We start from the raw sequence: 21,114 nt of genomic DNA on the forward strand, positions 1-21,114 counted from the left end.
AGTAACAAGTATAACGGGAGCACCTTGAATATAGTACCATTCTCGTTTTTTAATGTCAACATATAAATGGCTATATTTTTTGGTGATCCCGATTTTTTTACTTGTTTAGCTTCTATCAATTCTTTAATCAGGAACGGACTAGAATCATCACGTTAACTTAAAACAGCCGTTATTATTGAACTGTTTCTGTTTCTTCTTCAACTTGTGCTTCCTCTGGACGATCCATATCTGCTTTAATGCTTCGGTATTGTTGCATTCCAGTACCTGCTGGAACCAGTTTACCGATAATAACATTTTCTTTTAAGCCGAGTAATTCATCGCGCTTTCCTTTAATTGCTGCATCCGTAAGAACACGAGTTGTTTCTTGGAATGATGCGGCAGAAAGGAATGAGTCTGTTTCAAGAGATGCTTTTGTAATACCAAGTAATACCGGTCGACCTGTTGCCGGGTCTCCGCCAGTGTTTAGCACGGTATGGTTGGCATCTTTGAATTGGTGTAATTCAAGTAAGGAACCTGGTAAAACGTCAGTATCACCAGCAGAATTAACACGAACTTTACGAAGCATTTGACGAACCATTACTTCTACGTGCTTATCACCAATTTCTACCCCTTGCATACGGTAAACGCGTTGCACTTCACGAAGCAAGTAATCTTGAACACCGTCTACCCCTTTTATACGAAGGAGTTCTTTTGGATCAACAGAACCTTCAGTGAGCTCTTGTCCGGCTACAACTGTATCTCCGATTGTAACCTTCATGCGAGCGTTGTATGGAACTGCATACGAGCGTTGCTCAACAGCGCCTTGGATAACAACCTCTTGCTTATCCTTGACCTCTTTAAATTCTAGAACAGTACCATCAATTTCAGTAATTACTGCTTGCCCTTTTGGATTACGTGCTTCAAATAATTCTTGAATACGCGGTAAACCTTGTGTAATATCGTCTCCGGCAACCCCACCGGTATGGAACGTACGCATTGTAAGCTGTGTACCTGGCTCACCGATCGATTGAGCTGCAATAATACCTACAGCTTCTCCTACTTCCACATCAGCACCTGTTGCTAGGTTGCGGCCATAACATTTCTGACAAACACCATGTTTCGTATTACATGTAAACGCAGTTCGAATCGTTACCTCTTCAATACCTACTTCCACAATTACTTTCGCTTGGTCTTCTGTAATCAGATCGTTCTTTCCGACAATCAGCTCTCCTGTTTCTGGATGTTTTACATTCATGAAAGCAGTTCGGCCAATCAAACGGTCGAGTAGTGGTTCAATGACTTCCGAACCATCGACTAATGCAGACACGGACAAGCCACGATCAGTTCCACAATCTGCTTCACGGATAATAACATCCTGCGCTACATCAACAAGTCGTCTTGTTAAGTAACCAGAGTCAGCAGTTTTTAGTGCTGTATCCGCAAGTCCCTTACGTGCACCGTGTGTTGAAATAAAGTACTCAAGTACTGTTAAACCTTCACGGAAACTTGATTTAATCGGGATCTCAATGATACGTCCACCCGGGTCGGCCATAAGTCCACGCATACCTGCAAGCTGTGTAAAGTTAGAAGCGTTACCCCTCGCTCCAGAATCACTCATCATAAAGATTGGGTTTCGATTACTTAATGAACCCATCAATTTATCTTGAATGACATCTTTCGCTTGAGACCAAATCGAAATAACTCGATCATAGCGCTCTTCCTCGGTAATCAACCCACGACGGAATTGCTTTAGTACTTTGTCTACTTTTATTTGTGCTTCATCTAAGATCTTTTCTTTTTCAGCCAATACAACGATATCCGAAATACCAACTGTCATACCAGCTTTTGTTGAATAGCTAAATCCAAGATCCTTCATTCGGTCAAGCATTTTAGACGTTTCCGTGATTTTATATCGTTTAAATACTTCTGCGATAATATCGCCTAAGAAGCCTTTCTTAAACGGTTTGATTATTTCGCGTTTTTTAATTTCCTCTTTAATATTAGCGCCGCGTTCCACAAAATAATGCTCTGGAGTTTTTTCCTCAAGATTTGTTTTGGACGGTTCATTAATATACGGGAATGACTCTGGTAAGATTTCATTGAAAATTAACTTACCAACCGTCGTTAGCATTATTTGGCTGTTTTGCTCCTCTGTAAATGTCTTGTTATGAAGACTAGAGGCATCTACACCCACACGCGTATGCAAGTGAACATAACCGTTTTGATATGCAATAAACGCTTCGTTAGCATCTTTAAAGATACTTCCTTCACCGACAGCATCTTCACGCTCAAGCGTCAAGTAATAGTTTCCTAATACCATATCCTGTGACGGTGTTACAACCGGTTTCCCGTCTTTCGGGTTTAAGATATTTTGAGCAGCAAGCATTAGAATACGAGCTTCTGCTTGCGCTTCTGCTGATAAAGGTACGTGAACAGCCATTTGGTCACCATCAAAGTCAGCGTTATAAGCAGTACATACTAGTGGATGCAGACGAATTGCACGACCATCTACCAATGTCGGTTCAAATGCTTGGATACCTAATCGGTGCAAGGTTGGTGCTCGGTTAAGGAGAACAGGGTGCTCCTTAATCACATCTTCCAATACATCCCATACATCAGGATGTACACGTTCAATTTTACGCTTAGCTGATTTAATGTTATGCGCAAGACCTCGTTCTACGAGCTCTTTCATGATAAATGGTTTGAAAAGCTCTAATGCCATCTCTCTAGGCAGTCCACATTGGTACATTTTTAGGTTTGGACCTACAACGATTACGGAACGTCCGGAATAATCCACACGTTTTCCAAGTAAGTTTTGACGGAAACGTCCTTGCTTCCCTTTCAACATGTGAGATAAGGATTTCAATGGACGATTACCTGGTCCTGTAACCGGACGGCCGCGACGACCATTATCGATCAATGCATCAACCGCTTCTTGAAGCATACGTTTTTCGTTTTGCACAATAATGCTTGGTGCTCCAAGATCTAATAAGCGTTTCAAACGATTGTTACGATTAATTACACGGCGATACAAGTCGTTCAAGTCGGAAGTTGCGAAACGTCCACCATCCAATTGTACCATCGGACGAATTTCTGGTGGTATGACTGGAAGAACATCTAATACCATCCAACTCGTATCATTACCAGAATGACGGAATGCTTCCATCACTTCTAAACGTTTGATTGCTCGTGTTCTTCGTTGCCCTTGTGCTGATTTTAGTTCTTCTCTCAATGCATCTACTTCTTTTTCAAGGTCAATATCCTGAAGAAGCTTACGAATCGCTTCTGCACCCATTTGTGCTTTAAATGTATTGCCATACTTATCATAATAAGCACGGTATTCTTTTTCCGATAATAACTGTTTTTTCTCCAAAGGAGTGCCGCCTGGATCTGTAACGATATACGCAGCGAAATAAATAACCTCTTCCAACGCACGCGGAGACATATCTAACACAAGGCCCATTCGACTTGGAATTCCTTTAAAATACCAGATATGGGAAACAGGTGCAGCAAGTTCAATATGACCCATGCGTTCACGGCGAACTTTCGCCTTCGTCACTTCAACACCACAACGATCACAAACTACGCCTTTATAGCGCACGCGTTTGTACTTCCCGCAATGACATTCCCAGTCCTTCTGTGGTCCAAAAATACGCTCACAGAACAAGCCATCCTTTTCTGGCTTTAACGTACGATAGTTAATTGTTTCTGGTTTTTTCACTTCACCGTAAGACCAAGAACGGATTTTTTCTGGTGAAGCAAGACCTATTTTCATATACTCAAAATTATTTACATCTAACAAGGGGCAATCCTCCCTTTTTAATGTGCAATTTTACCTCTGGATTCATGTAAAAATAATTATATACAACAGAACGGTTCAGAGGGCCCTTGAAAAGACCCTGGAACCAATTCTGGATTGTGTCATTAATTCTCTTCTACATCGATATTAAGCTTTGTTGCCGCCTGAACTTCTTCCTCTTCTAGTTCACGCATATCGATTTCTTGTTCATCGCTCGAAAGCATTTTAACATCCATACCAAGACTTTGTAATTCCTTGATTAGTACCTTGAAAGATTCTGGTACTCCTGGTTCTGGAACATTATCACCTTTCACAATTGCTTCGTATGTTTTCACACGTCCTACTGTATCATCCGATTTCACAGTAAGAATTTCCTGTAGTGTGTACGCCGCACCGTAAGCCTCTAATGCCCAAACCTCCATCTCACCAAAACGCTGTCCACCAAATTGTGCTTTACCACCAAGTGGCTGCTGTGTTACAAGTGAGTAAGGTCCAGTTGAACGTGCGTGAAGCTTATCATCAACCATGTGCGCAAGTTTGATCATGTACATGACCCCTACAGACACACGGTTATCAAACGCTTCTCCAGTTCTGCCGTCATAAAGAATTGTTTTCGCATCTCTTGGCATACCAGCTTCTTCAAGTGTTTCCCATACATCTTCTTCTGTTGCTCCATCAAATACAGGACTTGCAACATGGATACCAAGCTGTCTAGCAGCCATTCCTAAATGTAACTCAAACACTTGTCCGATGTTCATACGCGACGGAACGCCAAGTGGGTTAAGCATAATGTCGATTGGTGTACCATCTGGTAAAAACGGCATATCTTCTTCCGGTAAAATTTTGGAGATAACCCCTTTGTTACCGTGACGACCGGCCATTTTATCCCCTTCATGGATTTTACGTTTTTGTACAATATACGCACGAACCAACTGGTTAACACCTGGTGGCAGTTCGTCTCCATCTTCACGATTGAAGATTTTAACATCCAGTACAATACCGCCTCCACCATGTGGAACGCGTAGGGACGTATCACGCACTTCACGAGCTTTCTCGCCAAAGATAGCATGCAATAGTCTTTCCTCTGCAGATAATTCCGTAACCCCTTTAGGTGTTACTTTACCAACTAGAATATCTCCATCGGTTACTTCTGCACCGACACGGATAATTCCATACTCATCCAGGTTCTTCAGTGCGTCTTCCCCAACGTTCGGGATATCTCTTGTTATTTCTTCCGGTCCAAGCTTTGTATCACGGGCTTCGGACTCAAATTCCTCAATGTGGATGGATGTATATACATCGTCTTTCACGAGTCTTTCACTCATGATGATCGCATCCTCATAGTTATAACCTTCCCAAGTCATAAATCCAACAAGAACGTTACGACCTAAAGCAAGCTCTCCATCTTCCATTGAAGGCCCGTCAGCAAGTACCTCACCCTTTGTTACGCGGTCACCCTCACTAACGATAGGGCGTTGATTATAACAAGTTCCTTGGTTCGAACGTTTGTATTTTTGCAGCTTATAGTGAACAACGTCACCTTGAACTTCTTTACCGTCAACTTCCGAAATGTGACGGATAACAATTTCCTTCGCTTCTACACGTTCCACAACACCCTCACCACGGCTAATTACCGCAGCTCCAGAGTCTTTCCCGTTTACATACTCCATACCAGTGCCCACAATTGGTGCTTCAGGCTTCATTAACGGAACCGCCTGACGTTGCATGTTCGCACCCATCAATGCGCGGTTAGAGTCATCGTTTTCCAAGAACGGGATACAAGCTGTCGCAGCAGAAACTACCTGTTTCGGCGATACATCCATGTAATCAATCTTATCACGGGAAACAATGATATTGTCTTCACGGAAACGAGCGATCACTTCAGCATCAACAAATTTATTGTTCTCATCAAGTTTCGCGTTTGCTTGTGCCACGATATAGTTATCTTGTTCATCTGCTGTTAGGTAATCAATTTTCATCGTTACTTCACCGGTTTCCGGATCTACACGACGGTATGGCGATTCAATAAAACCAAATTTATTTACCTTTGCATAGCTTGACAGAGAGTTAATCAATCCAATGTTTGGCCCCTCCGGCGTTTCAATCGGACACATACGACCATAGTGAGAATAGTGAACGTCACGAACTTCGAAACCAGCGCGTTCACGCGTCAAACCACCTGGCCCTAGCGCTGATAGACGACGCTTATGCGTCAATTCGCCTAATGGGTTTGTCTGATCCATAAATTGCGAAAGCTGAGAGCTACCGAAGAACTCTTTAATTGAAGCAATTACTGGACGAATATTAATTAACTGTTGCGGAGTTACGCTTGACGTGTCCTGAATTGACATTCTTTCACGTACAACTCGCTCCATACGAGATAATCCGATACGGAATTGATTTTGCAACAACTCACCAACCGAACGAAGTCTGCGGTTTCCAAGATGGTCAATATCATCTGTGTCCCCAACCTTGTAAAGCAGATTAAAGAAATAGCTAATAGAAGCTAAAATATCTGCTGGCGTTATATTTTTAACTTCTTTTGTTACGCCGCCATTTCCGATTACAGTTAATTCACGCTCACCGCTCGGATCAGTTGGATCCATAATTTTAACGGACTGAATATTGATTTCATCTTCTAAAATACCATCGTTCGGTTCAAGAATTCGCTCGCCGAAACGATCTTCTTCCCTTTCTAAATACGGAAGAATTTTATCTAATAGTTTCCGTTCTAATCGTTCACCTTTTTCAGCTAAAACCTCTCCTGTTTCAGGATCAACAATAGACTCAGCCAAAATCTGATTGAACAGACGGTTTTTAATATGAAGCTTTTTATTCATCTTGTAACGACCAACATGTGCAAGGTCATAACGCTTCGGATCAAAGAAACGGGAAATTAGTAAGCTTTTCGCATTCTCCACTGTAGGTGGCTCACCCGGGCGTAAACGCTCATAGATTTCCAATAATGCCTTTTCTGTGGTCTCTGTATTATCTTTTTCAAGTGTATTTCGTAAGTATTCATTCTCGCCTAATAGATCGACGATTTCCTGATCTGTGCCAAAGCCTAATGCACGTAACAATACTGTAATTGGTAATTTACGTGTACGATCAATGCGGACATATGCAATGTCTTTCGCATCCGTTTCGAACTCAAGCCATGCACCACGATTCGGAATAACGGTAGCAGCAATACCACGCTTACCATTTTTATCGATTTTTTCATTAAAGTAGACACTAGGTGAACGTACGAGCTGTGAAACGATAACTCGTTCAGCTCCATTAATAATAAATGTACCTGTATCTGTCATAAGTGGGAAATCTCCCATAAATACTTCCTGTTCTTTCACTTCACCGGTTTCATTATTAATTAAACGAACCTTCACGCGAAGCGGAGCATTGTACGTAACATCTCTTTCCTTTGATTCATCTACAGGATACTTCGGCTCACCTAAACTGTAATCTACAAACTCAAGTGATAGGTTTCCTGTAAAATCTTCAATTGGAGAAATATCCTGGAACATCTCTCTTAAGCCTTCTTCGAGGAACCATTCATATGAAGCGGTTTGAATCTCGATTAGATTCGGTAATTCTAAAACTTCACTGATACGTGCATAGCTCCTGCGCTGGCGGTGCCGTCCATACTGAACTAGTTGACCTGTCAACTGCTTCACCCCTTAAATCGTGTCTTTTTGTCGCTGTCTGACAAAAAGAGAATCATATTTAGAAAAAAACAATACGAGAAAAAGTGATTCTCAGTTTTGTTTTTCGAACCTAACTTTTTCAAAACTTAGGCATTCACAAATTATTTAAGTAAATACCTTCGTTGCATTGATGTAAATAGTAAGCTTTTCACTATCCTATCTACCTAGCTAAACTTTTCGCTCAGCAATATGCCGAACAAATTTTAAAGCATTGAAATTCATGGAACATGCTTGCCAGCGTGCCGTTGAAGTGTTTCACATCTCTTACCCTTCACCAGCATTTGAAAGCAATACAACAAATACTAGTTGTACACATAGCATTTATTTTGGTAAACTAGAAAAAAGGCTTTATTATAAAACCCTGCATTTTTTCCGATTCTACCAGTGTTGCCGTTCAGCAATCAAATATACGTCCCATATTTTATAAAGATTCCCTTGACAAAAGAATCCCCATGTTACCATCTTCCAATCTTATCACACTAATTCTATGTGGTCAAACATTTAAAGCTCTTAATATATAGTATCCTTTACTTTTGATAACAACATCTACATTTCCAAACAAGTCCTCGATCTTATCCATCGCCGAAGGTGCTCCTTGCTTCTTTTGAATAACCACCCATAATTGACCATCCGGAAGCAAAGCTTTTTTCGAATCCTCAAACATTTGATGAACCACTTGCTTTCCCGCTCGAATCGGCGGGTTCGTGAGGATGGCCGCGAACTTCCGTCCAGGCAAACCTGACAAACGATCACTTTGGATAACCTCAGTGTTTATTTGATTATTGATAGCCGCATTTTTCTCAGCAAGCGCAAGCGCACGCTCATTTACATCCACCATCACAACTTGGCGATTGACAAAATCATTCGCAAGCGCGATTCCAATTGGACCATAACCACAACCAAGGTCCAATAGATCGCCAGGAACACTTGGCTCCTGAAATTGCTCTATTAAAAGTCTCGAACCAAAATCGACTTCGTTTTTTGAAAACACGCCAACATCACTTGTAAACGTATATTTTTTTCCTCTTAGTTGGTACGTCCATGTTTTTGGTAAAGTTTTAGATTGAGGTTTATTAGAAAAGTAATGCTCAGACATTTGGGCACCTACTTCTTAGTTATATTTAAAATTAGAAGATACCTGAAAGCAAACCACCTCCAGATAATATATAAAACTTAATTCAATCGAAGATACCTCTCTTGCACCATATACATCGACAGGCACAAAAAAAGAAAATGCCGAAAGTAGTTAGATCAAGATCTTCTCTTTTATACAATCGACATGAATTACTCTTAATTATTTTGATCTGGCAATAAAATACCGCATCAATAATAAAGTGAAACTTTATTCAGGCAGTCAGCCTTCTGGATGTTAGTTAAACAGAATCAGGAGATTACGGCTGTTCATACCACAAGATCCCCCTCGCAATTAGAGGTTGGGGTTCTTCACTCCATTAACGCGTGATAAAAAGCCCGCCGAAATTCGACGAGCTCTATCATTTTCTATTAGCAAAATTATTTAACTTCTACTTCAGCGCCAGCTTCTTCAAGTTTACCTTTAACTTCTTCAGCTTCTTCTTTAGCTACGCCTTCTTTAATTGCTTTTGGCGCGTTATCTACTAAGTCTTTTGCGTCTTTAAGACCAAGACCAGTGATTTCACGAACAGCTTTAACAACTTTGATTTTTGATGCTCCAGCACTTGTAAGTACTACATCAAACTCAGTTTGCTCTTCAACAGCAGCTCCACCAGCAGCACCAGCAGCAGCTACAGGTGCAGCAGCAGTTACTCCAAATTCTTCTTCGATTGCTTTAACAAGATCGTTTAATTCTAAAACGGACATTTCTTTGATTGCGCCAATCATTTCTTCTTTAGTCATGATATATTTTCCTCCTAATATTTTAGTTTAATTTAGTAATATCGTCAGGCGATTATTAAGCGCCTTGTTCTTCTTTTTGTTCTGCAACTGCTTTCGTAACGTAAGCAAAGTTACGGATAGGTGCTTGAAGCACGCTAAGCAGCATAGACACCATACCTTCGTAGTTTGGAAGCTCAGCAAGCTCTTGAATTTGTTCAAGGCTAGCTACTTGACCTTCGATAACGCCACCTTTGATTTCTAATGCCTCATGTTCTTTCATGAAGTTATTAAGAATTCTTGCTGGTGCTACTACATCATCGTTACTGAAAGCGATAGCTGTTGGTCCTACCAACACATCGTTCAAGCCTGAAAGTTCAGCTGCTTCTACAGCACGGCGAGTCATTGTATTTTTGTAAACTTTAAAGTCGATTCCCGCATCGCGTAGTTCTTTACGTAATGCTGTAACTTCTGCCACATCAAGACCACGGTAGTCAACCACTATTGAAGTTTGACTAGCACGGAATTTTTCTGTGATTTCTTCAACTAATTGTTTCTTTTGTTCAATTACTGCAGACATTGTTCCACCTCCTATTATCATTTCTTTCATATCATTACACCGCTGGGATATATAAGAAAAGCTCCCACGTAGACATGGGAGCTTAATATAACAAATGGACATTAACATAGATTAACTCATCTGTATATAAACAAACCTCGGCAGGATATTAAGCGGAAATCCGCACCTACTGTCTACGGTATAACATATTCATTTTATTATGACGCAATTTAGTATAACGGAACACTGCGACAAAGTCAACACCTAATTAACGAAAATCAGATACGTCAACTTTGATTCCAGGTCCCATTGTAGAAGCGATTGAAACATTCTTCATGTACGTACCTTTAGCAGCTTGCGGTTTTACTTTCACAAGTTGTTCTGTAAGTGCTACGAAGTTTTCAACCAATTTCTCATCTTCAAATGAGATTTTTCCAATTGGAACATGGATATTTGCAGACTTATCTACACGGTATTCTACTTTACCAGCTTTAATATCTTTAACAGCTTTTTCTACTTCAAAAGTAACTGTTCCAGTTTTAGGGTTTGGCATTAGACCTTTTGGTCCTAACACACGTCCAAGCTTACCTACTTCAGCCATCATATCAGGAGTCGCTACAATAACATCAAATTCAAACCAACCTTTGTTGATTTTCTCAATGAATTCTGTCTCTCCTACATAATCTGCTCCTGCAGCTTCTGCTTCTTTTGCTTTTTCACCTTTAGCGAACACAAGCACGCGTTGTGTTTTACCAGTTCCATGTGGCAATACCATTGCTCCACGGATTTGTTGATCTGCTTTCTTCGGATCTACTCCAAGACGGAATGCAGCTTCAACTGTTTCGTCAAAGTTTGCTTTAGCAGTTTGTTTCGCTAATGCAACAGCTTCTTTAATTTCATACAAATTTGTACGGTCAACAAGCTTTGCATTTTCTTGATACTTCTTACCTGTTTTTGCCATTTTATTTCCTCCTCTATTGTGGTTATAACGGTAATACCTCCCACTTATAAAAGCAAACAGCTTTTATAAAGCGTGTAACGAACCTAAAACTAGGTCCATCACACCCACGAAAAAGGTTGCGAATGGTCAGCCAACCGCAACCTATACCGTATTAGAAAACTCAGCAATCGCCAAGCGTTGGGCAAATGCCTTAGTTGCACTTGTACAAATAGCAAAGTTTTACACTTTCCTATTTGCAAAAATTAATCTTCGATAACAATTCCCATGCTTCGTGCAGTACCTTCAACCATACGCATTGCCGCTTCAACATCAGCTGCGTTTAAATCAGGCATTTTAGATTCCGCAATTTCTTTTACTTGATCGCGTTTCAATGTAGCGACCTTGTTCTTGTTAGGCTCACCAGAACCAGATTCAAGACCTGCTGCTTTTTTCAAAAGAACAGCTGCTGGTGGAGTCTTTGTAATAAATGTAAATGAACGGTCTTCAAATACCGTAATTTCAACAGGAATAATTAAACCCGCTTGATCTTGTGTACGAGCATTGAATTCTTTACAGAATCCCATGATATTAACACCTGCTTGACCTAGTGCCGGTCCTACTGGCGGTGCTGGGTTTGCTTTACCAGCTGGGATTTGCAATTTCACTAACTTGATTACTTTTTTAGCCACGAGACACACCTCCTTAAAGTCCGTGATGTGGTAATAGGGTCCTATGATTGTATTGGTATACCCTCCCACTCCATTTATCAACGCCCTATCCAGGGCATAAATAACAAAAAAATTTTAGCATGAAATGCTAAATAATGCAAGGTTTTGTTGTCTCTTTTTTTAGAAGTTCATTTTAAGACAGCTTTTCAACCTGCGAGAAATCCAATTCAACAGGGGTTTCTCTACCAAACATATTAACATGAACTTTTAATTTTTGCTTGTCCATATCAATGTGCTCAATTGATCCTGTGAAATCAGTGAATGGGCCGTCAGCAACTCGTACATTTTCTTTGATTTCAAAATCAACCTGTACGGTCGGTTCTGATACACCCATACGCTTTAAAACAACATCAATTTCATCTGGAAGTAATGGTGTCGGTTTTGCACCGTGCCCGCTAGATCCAACAAAACCAGTTACGCCAGGCGTGTTTCTTACAACATACCAGGAATCGTCTGTCATAATCATTTCTGTTAATACATAACCAGGGAATGATTTCTTTTTCATGACTTTCTTTTTACCGTTTTTAATTTCTGTTTCCTCGTCTTCTGGAACGATTACACGGAAGATTTTATCTTCCATTCCCATTGTTTCTACACGTTTCTCCAAGTTCATCTTTACTTTATTTTCATAACCGGAATACGTATGAACAACATACCAATTTTTCTCCATTTATACAGGGCTCCCTCCCTTATAAGGCTGTTCAAAAAGTCCGGTAAAAATGACACATCGAGAACAGTAGACCTTCGATTAAATACCGACACGTCCTGTGTCGAACACCGAAGTCACCACATCCTGCGGAAGCTCGTTGGCTTGGTTTTCCATTCCTTGCAATAGAAAAACACTTTTCCCGCGTGCAAGAACGTCTGCTCACGTATTAAACCCATACGTTCCGCTATCAGGAGCTACAACACCTCGAACTTCTCGGTCCTTTTTATCCTCTTTTGAACACACACTTTATAGCAGCTTGATTTATCATTCAATCACGAATCGTCTACCATTTTCTCCAATTTAAAAAACCCGCTTTGACCGGGTTTTTAAAAGGGTATATTATTTTTCATTATAGCATAATTAAACACATTTATTCAAAATAAGTTTAAAACTTGAGAAATACCTAAATCAACAATAAAAAAGAATAGTGCTACAAATACTACGGTTGAAATAACGATAATGGTATAATTGGTCAGCTCTTTACCTTTTGGCCAGCTAACTTTTTTCATTTCTCTAGATACATCTTTAAAGAATCTGAACATGCTTGTACCCCCCAAAAACTCCGCTTAAAATGCGCACTTACTTTGTTTCACGATGCAATGTATGTTGCCCACATGTTTTGCAATATTTACGTACTTCTAATCTCGTAGCCTTTGTGGATACATTCTTATTCGTTGAATAATTTCTGCTTGAACAAATTGCACACGCTAACGTGATTTTATTACTCATCTATTTCACCCCACACATAGGGTATTTTCCTTTTGTTCTAATTTAGCACGTTTTGCCATAACGTGTCAACGTCTCAACAACCCGCGAGCCAAATAATATCAAATGTTTTAAACAAAAACGGTGAAGGTTAGCTTTCTGTTATTCTCCCAATCTAAATCTTGATTATTTATGGTGTTTCAGTCACATCCATCAGTTGTTCGAGCTTTCGTTTTACACGTTGCAAAGCATTATCAATCGATTTGACATGTCGTTTCAATTCAATCGATATTTCCTGGTAGGACCTTCCGTCCAAATACAAATGGAGCACTTGTCTTTCCAACTCGCTTAATAATTCGGATAATTTCATTTCCATATCTCCGAAATTTTCTCTGTTAATGAGAAGCTCTTGAGGATCAATCTCTTTCGATCCTGCAATTACATCCAACAATGTGCGATCTGATTCTTCATCATAGATTGGCTTATCGAGGGAAACATAGGAGTTAAGTGGAATATGCTTCTGTCTTGTCGCTGTTTTAATTGCAGTGATAATCTGACGCGTCACACAGAGCTCAGCAAATGCTTTAAATGAAGATAGCTTGTCCCCATTATAATCGCGAATTGCTTTATATAATCCGATCATTCCTTCTTGAATGATGTCCTCTTTATCTGCGCCAATTAAAAAATACGTTCGTGCTTTTGCTCGGACAAAATTAATGTACCTGTTAATTAATATGTCCAGCGCTCGACTGTCGCCTCGACGAACAAGTTGCAGCAAATCGTCATCTTCAAGCTTACTAATACTTCGATTGTCTTTTACTATTTGCTCGACGCTCATTAAGATTGCCCCCTGACTATCTCGGTTGTCACTTAGGACATAGTATACAGTACTCGTTTCAGAACCGTCAACATGAACAAGAAGCGTTTACATGCAAAATATGTCGAAATAGCGCAAAAATCAAACTTTTTAGTTGTTCAAAAAGTCCGGCGAAAATAACACCCCGAGAAATAGGGCATTCGACTAATTTCCGACATGTCTTTTCATCCCCCTTTTTGAACACTATTTTTATGCTATATTTCTCCCCTTCTCATCTTTTCAAATTTCTGAAGGATTTCTTCGTCCAACTTAATTTTAGATTGTGGTTGCATTTTTTTATGCAGTTCAATGCTAACTTCAATTTCCTTTTCAATGTCCTGCATTTCAATAAATAGTTCACGAGCAGACTTACGAAGAGCTCCTTGTCCGAAAATCGTACGCTGCTCTGCATAATCAGATGTAGCTACATATACTTGTGTCTTCACATTTTTTACTTCTTTCACAAGCTTTTCGATACATTCATCAGCTGTTTCCTTTTCCTTTGTATAAATTACTTCAACTTTATATTGCTTTAATTTACTTGAAATCCCTTTAACATAGTACGCATCGAATACGATAATGACACGATGGCCGGAATACGCTTGGTATTCAGCCATCCATTCAACCAGACGGTCACGAGCTTGTCCAATTTCTTTTTCCTTTAGTTGTTGCAGCTCTTCCCATGCTCCAATAATATTATAGCCATCTACAATAAGAACGACCATCTATACATCACCCAATGGGTATCTTTTACGATATACCTCATAGAGAAGCAAACTACAGGCAACTGAGGCGTTCAAGGAAGATACTGCTCCCTTCATTGGTAAGCTTACTGTCCAATCACACTTCTTCCGAACAAGTCGACTAATACCCTTTCCTTCATTGCCAATTACAAGAGCGATTGGCAATGCCCCGTCCAACTTGCGATAGTCCTCCGTTGCTTCTGCTTCTGTACCGACAACCCATACCTGTCTTTCTTTTAATTCATCAATTGTATTGGCGATATTCGTCACCCGCGCTACTGGAATATGCTCCATCGCTCCTGCAGCTGTTTTCGCAACAGTTGCGGTTAAACCTACCGAGCGCCGCTTCGGAATGATGACTCCATGCGCTCCTGTTGCATCCGCAGTCCGCAAGATAGATCCTAGATTATGTGGATCCTCCAATTCATCCAAAATGATGAAGAAGGGGTCTTCATTTCTTTCTTCTGCCCGCTGAAATAAATCATCAAGTGTTGCATATTGATAGGACGCAACATAAGCAATCACACCTTGGTGATTACCGGAATCAAGTTGTTCAAGCTTTGATTTCGGCACTTTTTGTACAATCGTTCCAGCTTCTCTCGCCATTTGTTGCAATTTCTTTTGCACATTCGGATTCAATTGCTCCGATATAACCACTTTATTAACAGAACGGCCGGATTTTAATGCTTCCATTACTGGATTTTTTCCAATTATTAACTCTTGATCCATGTTATCCACTCCTCTCTTCTACAAATTCAATCGCACTTTCTAACAGTTCCTTAAGACGTGTTTCGTTTCCAGATAAATAGTGATAGCCGATTAATGCTTCAAATGCCGTACTATAACGATAGGTTTGTACACTTGTGTTTTTCGGAATAGAACCAGACTTAGCATTTCTCCCTCTCCCTACAACAGCCCGTTCTTCCTCATTTAAAAAATCCGCTTTGGCTGCCCAGTTAAGAATGACAGCCGCTTGGGATTTTCCAGAAACAAAAGTAATCGCTTCTTGATGTAGCTGGTTCGGCTTTACGGTTCCTTTTTGAAGCAAATGCTCCCTGACATGGGTTTCATATATAGCATCTCCCATATATGCGAGTGCTAGGCTTTTCAATTGCTTTGGATCCAACTTCATGATTAGCCTCTTTTCCAGCGAACCCCTTGAGGTGTGTCTTCCAATATGATATTTTTGTCTTTTAACAAATCTCTTATCTCATCTGCTCGAGCGAAATCACGATTTTTCCTTGCTTCATTCCGTTCTTCAATTAACGCTTCAATCGCTTCGTCTAACAGTTCATCTGCTGTATCAAGAGTAATCCCAAGTACATTTAGTAAAGTCTTGAGCACTTCCTGAAATGCATCAATTACCTCTGTTGATGTTTGGTTGGATTGTAAATAGACATTTGCTTCTTTTGCTAAATCAAACAGGACAGAAATTGCATTCGCTGTATTGAAATCATCATCCATTTCCAGCTCAAAGCGATGTTTCATTTCCGCTATTTTCGTTAGCCATTCCTCTGTATTATCAACAAGGTTCATACTCGTCGGTTTGCGATGCTCTAAGTTTTCGTATGCCGTTTTAATTCGGTCATAGCTATTTTTAGCACTTTCCAGAAGCTCCTCTGTAAAATTAATCGGATTACGATAATGCACACTTAGCATGAAGAAACGTAGCACTTCCGGATTATGCTTTGCAATTAAATCTCTTGTTAAAACAAAATTTCCGAGTGATTTCGACATTTTTTCATTATTAATATTTATATACCCATTATGCATCCAATAATTCGCAAATGTATGACCTGTCATGGCTTCAGACTGAGCAATTTCATTTTCGTGATGCGGGAATGTTAAATCCTGCCCACCAGCATGAATGTCAATCGTATCTCCAAGGTATTTCTTAGCCATTGCAGAGCATTCGATATGCCAGCCTGGTCGGCCTTTCCCCCACGGTGAATCCCAAGCAATTTCTCCAGACTTTGCTTCTTTCCATAATGCAAAATCAAGCGGATCATTCTTTTTCTCTCCAACTTGGATTCGCGCACCAGAGCGAAGCTCATCAATTGACTGATGGGATAATTTGCCATATCCTTCAAACGCTCTCGGTTTAAAATAGACGTCTCCTTCTGCTGCATAGGCATACCCTTTCTGAACGAGCACATCAATAAAACGAATGATATCCTCCATCGTTTCCATAACACGTGGATTATGTGTTGCCTCTTTCACACCTAAAGCTCCAACATCCTCTAGATAAGCCTGTATAAATTTATTTGCTATCTCAGGAACATCTTCCCCTAATTCATTTGCTGTTTTAATTATTTTATCATCGACATCGGTAAAGTTTAATACATAGTCAACTTGAAAGCCTTTGTATTCGAAATACCTTCTTACTGTATCAAAAACAATAGCCGGACGTGCATTACCGATATGAATATAGTTATATACAGTCGGTCCGCATACATACATACGAACCTTTCCTTCTTCTAATGGTGTGAAATCTTCCTTCTTGCGCGATAATGTATTATATAACTTAATCGACATATTGTTTTACACTCCCTTGTTTCAATTTTGCAATTTCAGCCTTCAGTTCATCAATCTGCACCTGCATATGTTCACAACGATCAGCTACAGGATCAGGAATCTTATGATGATCAAGGTCCCTTCTTACTCTTTCCCCATTCTGGATTACAACTCTCCCAGGAACACCAACTACCGTTGAATGATCAGGCACATCCTTTAACACAACAGAACCGCCTCCGACCTTCGAGCTTTCACCGATTGTTATTGCCCCAAGCACTTTTGCCCCTGTAGAAATGAGTGCATTATCTTTCACTGTTGGATGTCGTTTCCCTCTTTCTTTACCAGTACCGCCAAGTGTTACTCCTTGAAAAATGGTAACATTATCCCCAATCTCACACGTCTCTCCAATAACTACTCCCATACCATGGTCGATAAAAAGACGTCGCCCAATCTTTGCTCCTGGGTGAATCTCAATTCCTGTAAAGAAGCGGCTAGCCTGAGAAATGACGCGTGCAATAAAGAAAAGCCTTCTTTTGAAAAAACGATGCGCAATTCGATGTGCCCATACGGCATGAAGACCCGAATACGTTAGCATCACTTCGATATACGTACGTGCAGCAGGATCCTGTTCAAACACAACATCCATATCTTCCTTCATTGTTTTGAAAATTCCCATGTGCCTTCCTCCTTTATAGTTAGTAAAATTGGCTTTCATAAAAGGGATTTTTAGATGGGGCTCTCTACTTTCATAGAATCTTTTTTATTTTGGCTAATTCCAGAGTGAATGCCTTATCCCGCCTTACGCAGAAAGGAACGTTTATACCTTACTTTTTGCCAAAATAAAAAGCGTCCCTGTGTAGTTTATACACAGAGACGCTAGATTAGCGCGGTTCCACTCTGTTTGAAGGACGTATCCTTCCAACTTTGGCTCTCGTAACGGGAGAGTATCGCTGTCATGTACTAAAGACTACTCATTTTCCATAACAGACTCCAAGGGGCACTTCAGAAACGATGCTTAAAATCACTCACAGCCCTTGGTGATTCTCTCTGAATAAGCAGATCGATTCTTACTTTCCCTTTTCAACGTTCACTTATTTAGTAATACTATATTATACAATCGGCGAAATGTGAACCATTACGCTCCTAATTGCTTCAATACTTTATCAAGCCTTGCGATAATAACAGACTTTCCTAAAAGCTCAATCGCAAACGGTAGCTCTGGACCGTGCATTTGTCCAGTTGTCGCAATCCGGATTGGCATAAATAGTTTCTTTCCACGGTGACCAGTTTCCTTCTGTGTTGCTTTAAATTGTGCCTTAATTGTATCTTTATTAAACTCATCTAAATGGATCAGCTTATCTGTAAAAACTTGCAATACTTCTGGTACTTGTTCCCCTTTTAAGACCTCCATCGCTTCGTCATCATAGGAAATCTCATCATTAAAGAATAGTTCCGTTAGTTCCACAATCTCCGCACCATAACGTAATTGTTCACGATATAAGCTAATCACATTTTCTGCCCACGTTCTTTTATCTGCATCCATATCCTCCGGTAATTTACCAGATTCAATCAAATGCGGCATCGCTAGATCAATCACCGTTTCTATGTCAGCCGCTTTGATGTATTCGTTGTTCATCCACTTCAGTTTTTGTTGGTCAAAAATCGCTGCAGATGTAGATAGACGTTCCGGATCAAAAATTTCAATTAGCTTTTCTTGAGAAAAGATCTCTTCCTCTCCAACTGGAGACCAGCCTAATAAGCTGATAAAATTAAACATTGCTTCAGGTAAATATCCTAGATTGCGATATTGCTCAATAAATTGAAGGATATGCTCATCACGCTTGCTTAGCTTTTTACGCTCCTCATTCAAAATCAGGGTCATATGGCCATATTTTGGCGCTTCCCAGCCAAATGCTTCATAGACCATCATTTGCTTCGGTGTGTTGGAAATATGCTCCTCACCACGCAATACATGTGTGATTTCCATCAGATGGTCATCAATGGCTACAGCAAAGTTATACGTCGGGATACCATTTTTCTTCACAATAACCCAGTCACCGAAATCACTCGATTCAAACGTAATTTCGCCGCGAACAATATCTTGGAACATGTACGTTTTGTTCTCTGGAACACGAACACGGATACTCGGCTTACGACCTTCCGCCTCGAAAGCCGCGATTTGCTCTTCCGTTAAATTACGGTGGGCTCCAGAATACTTAGGTACTTGTCCTTTTTCACGTTGCTCCTCACGTTCAGCCTCAAGCTCTTCTTCTGACATATAGCATTTATAGGCAAGGTTTCTTTCCAGTAGTTCATTAACATATTTATTATATAAATCTAAGCGCTCTGTTTGACGATATGGACCATAGTCACCACCAATATCAGCACCTTCATCCCATTCTAATCCAAGCCATTTTAAAAACTTCAACTGGCTCTCTTCTCCACCCGCTACATTCCGTTTTTCATCCGTATCCTCTGTACGAATAATAAACTTTCCGTTAAAATGTTTTGCATATAAATAGTTAAATAAAGCTGTACGTGCATTCCCAATATGCAGATGGCCTGTCGGACTTGGCGCATAACGCACACGAACTTCCTTACTCATGGTGTTGCTCCTCTCTTAATTATGGATTCCGATATAAGTATAAATTTACGTCTATAAGGTTGTTCAAAAAGTCCGGTAAAAATGACACATCGAATTTCTTCGTTGGCTTGCTTTTCCACTGCTCACGTATTAAACCCATACGTTCCGCTGCTCAAAGCTACGCCGCCTCTAACTTCTCGGTCCTTTTCATCCTCCCTTTTGAACACGCACTCTATATGAAAAAGTGATAACATATCATTCATGTTATCACTTTACTTCACCTTAATCAGTTATACCTCTTTTACAGTGCTTTTTCAAGTAATTTTGGTTTTGCAAAGATCATCCGGCCAGCTGATGTTTGCAGTACACTTGTAATAATTACTTCGATCGTTTTTCCGATATAATCCCGACCTTCTTCCACAACTATCATTGTACCATCATCAAGATAGGCAACCCCTTGATTATGCTCTTTCCCATCTTTAATTACTTGTACAATTAGCTCTTCACCTGGAAGTACAACCGGCTTCACAGCATTGGCAAGATCGTTAATATTCAACACGTTAACACCCTGTAAATCACAAACTTTATTCAAATTAAAATCATTTGTTACAACAATACCATCAATTACCTTCGCAAGTTTAATTAGCTTACTATCAACCTCTGGAATTTCTTCAAAGTCTCCTTCATAAATCTCGACTTTCACTGGCAATTCCTTTTGGATGCGATTCAATACATCTAGTCCACGGCGGCCTCTATTACGTTTGAGTGTATCTGAGGAATCGGCAATATGCTGCAGTTCCCCGAGAACAAATTGCGGTATTATAACGGTTCCTTCTAAAAAGTTCGTTTGGCAAATATCTGCGATTCTACCATCAATAATAACACTTGTATCCAGAATTTTTGCCTTTGGTACGATTGCATCTACATCGTCACCTTCAATAGGTCGGCGTTTGTCCTTTTTATTTGTTTTCATTAGATTGACAAATTCATCTCTCCGCCTGAAACCCACTTGGAAACCAAGGTAACCAAGAACAATCATAATAAAGAGTGGCAGAACCTGTGATACAACCTCAATATTAATATCTTGTAAGGGCATGTTAACAAAGTAAGCAATAACCAATCCGACAATTAAACCGATACTACCAAAGAATAAATCAACTGCTGGGAGCTTTATCAGTGCGTCTTCTACCCACCTCAAAAAGTCAACAATATAATCTGCCAGCCAATAAGAAAGAATAAAGAATATAATTGCACCGATGATCATGCCTAAATATGGGGATCTTGCCCAATCCAAATTTGTAATGTTCAATAACCGAATTATTTCTGGTACATATAGATAACCTATAGTACCGCCTAGAACAATAAAAAATAAATGCACTATTTTTTTGAGCAACATCGTCACCTCCTAATGTTTAGTATTGCCTAGAAATTTATAATTTAACCCTC

General features: G+C 40.0%; 18 protein-coding genes and 2 other annotated features. All 18 genes read right to left on the reverse strand.

What is annotated here, in order from left to right; genetic code table 11:
- Positions 1-172: 172 nt before the first annotated feature.
- A complete protein-coding gene (rpoC, locus tag NYE61_RS13155; protein WP_303449663.1) occupies positions 173-3,781 on the reverse strand; it encodes a DNA-directed RNA polymerase subunit beta' in 3,609 nt (1,202 codons plus the stop codon).
- Positions 3,782-3,903: 122 nt separating this feature from the next.
- A complete protein-coding gene (gene rpoB, locus NYE61_RS13160) occupies positions 3,904-7,440 on the reverse strand; it encodes a DNA-directed RNA polymerase subunit beta (protein ID WP_118890044.1) in 3,537 nt (1,178 codons plus the stop codon).
- Positions 7,441-7,972: 532 nt separating this feature from the next.
- On the reverse strand, positions 7,973-8,575 hold the full coding sequence (locus NYE61_RS13165; protein ID WP_118890043.1) for a class I SAM-dependent methyltransferase: 603 nt from the start codon (positions 8,573-8,575) through the stop codon (positions 7,973-7,975).
- A gap of 416 nt (positions 8,576-8,991) precedes the next feature.
- A complete protein-coding gene (gene rplL / locus NYE61_RS13170; RefSeq protein WP_118890042.1) occupies positions 8,992-9,354 on the reverse strand; it encodes a 50S ribosomal protein L7/L12 in 363 nt (120 codons plus the stop codon).
- Positions 9,355-9,409: 55 nt separating this feature from the next.
- Entirely contained in the window at positions 9,410-9,910 is a 501-nt protein-coding gene (gene rplJ, locus NYE61_RS13175) for a 50S ribosomal protein L10 (RefSeq protein ID WP_095313574.1), read from the reverse strand.
- A gap of 45 nt (positions 9,911-9,955) precedes the next feature.
- Positions 9,956-10,107, reverse strand: a sequence feature (ribosomal protein L10 leader region).
- Positions 10,108-10,157: 50 nt separating this feature from the next.
- Complete coding sequence (gene rplA / locus NYE61_RS13180; protein WP_095313576.1) at positions 10,158-10,850, reverse strand: 50S ribosomal protein L1; 693 nt, start codon at positions 10,848-10,850, stop codon at positions 10,158-10,160.
- 242 nt (positions 10,851-11,092) lie between these two features.
- Positions 11,093-11,518 (reverse strand): 50S ribosomal protein L11, encoded by a 426-nt coding sequence (gene rplK, locus NYE61_RS13185; RefSeq protein ID WP_144029223.1) that lies wholly within the window; start codon positions 11,516-11,518, stop codon positions 11,093-11,095.
- A gap of 172 nt (positions 11,519-11,690) precedes the next feature.
- Positions 11,691-12,227, reverse strand: coding sequence for a transcription termination/antitermination protein NusG (gene nusG, locus NYE61_RS13190; protein ID WP_095313578.1), 537 nt, complete (start codon positions 12,225-12,227; stop codon positions 11,691-11,693).
- Positions 12,228-12,640: 413 nt separating this feature from the next.
- Positions 12,641-12,808 (reverse strand): preprotein translocase subunit SecE, encoded by a 168-nt coding sequence (secE, locus tag NYE61_RS13195; RefSeq protein WP_095313580.1) that lies wholly within the window; start codon positions 12,806-12,808, stop codon positions 12,641-12,643.
- A gap of 37 nt (positions 12,809-12,845) precedes the next feature.
- Positions 12,846-12,995, reverse strand: a complete 150-nt coding sequence (gene rpmG, locus NYE61_RS13200) for a 50S ribosomal protein L33 (protein ID WP_118890041.1) — start codon at positions 12,993-12,995, stop codon at positions 12,846-12,848.
- A 166-nt stretch (positions 12,996-13,161) separates the two neighbouring features.
- Positions 13,162-13,809, reverse strand: coding sequence for an RNA polymerase sporulation sigma factor SigH (gene sigH / locus NYE61_RS13205; protein ID WP_095313584.1), 648 nt, complete (start codon positions 13,807-13,809; stop codon positions 13,162-13,164).
- 233 nt (positions 13,810-14,042) lie between these two features.
- Positions 14,043-14,552, reverse strand: a complete 510-nt coding sequence (locus tag NYE61_RS13210) for an NYN domain-containing protein (protein WP_095313586.1) — start codon at positions 14,550-14,552, stop codon at positions 14,043-14,045.
- Entirely contained in the window at positions 14,553-15,299 is a 747-nt protein-coding gene (gene rlmB, locus NYE61_RS13215) for a 23S rRNA (guanosine(2251)-2'-O)-methyltransferase RlmB (protein ID WP_095313589.1), read from the reverse strand.
- Position 15,300: 1 nt separating this feature from the next.
- Complete coding sequence (locus NYE61_RS13220; RefSeq protein ID WP_118890039.1) at positions 15,301-15,702, reverse strand: Mini-ribonuclease 3; 402 nt, start codon at positions 15,700-15,702, stop codon at positions 15,301-15,303.
- A 2-nt stretch (positions 15,703-15,704) separates the two neighbouring features.
- Positions 15,705-17,105, reverse strand: a complete 1,401-nt coding sequence (cysS, locus tag NYE61_RS13225; protein ID WP_251661002.1) for a cysteine--tRNA ligase — start codon at positions 17,103-17,105, stop codon at positions 15,705-15,707.
- On the reverse strand, positions 17,095-17,760 hold the full coding sequence (gene cysE / locus NYE61_RS13230; protein WP_095313594.1) for a serine O-acetyltransferase: 666 nt from the start codon (positions 17,758-17,760) through the stop codon (positions 17,095-17,097). Before cysE ends, cysS begins: the two co-directional genes overlap by 11 nt.
- Positions 17,761-17,950: 190 nt before the next feature.
- Positions 17,951-18,177: a binding site (T-box leader), on the reverse strand.
- Positions 18,178-18,219: 42 nt separating this feature from the next.
- Positions 18,220-19,689 (reverse strand): glutamate--tRNA ligase, encoded by a 1,470-nt coding sequence (gene gltX, locus NYE61_RS13235; RefSeq protein ID WP_095313596.1) that lies wholly within the window; start codon positions 19,687-19,689, stop codon positions 18,220-18,222.
- 280 nt (positions 19,690-19,969) lie between these two features.
- Positions 19,970-21,061 (reverse strand): PIN/TRAM domain-containing protein, encoded by a 1,092-nt coding sequence (locus NYE61_RS13240; RefSeq protein WP_095313611.1) that lies wholly within the window; start codon positions 21,059-21,061, stop codon positions 19,970-19,972.
- Positions 21,062-21,114: the final 53 nt, after the last annotated feature.

Source organism: Oceanobacillus sp. FSL W7-1304 (genome assembly GCF_037969805.1).
Taxonomy (GTDB): domain Bacteria; phylum Bacillota; class Bacilli; order Bacillales; family Amphibacillaceae; genus Oceanobacillus; species Oceanobacillus profundus.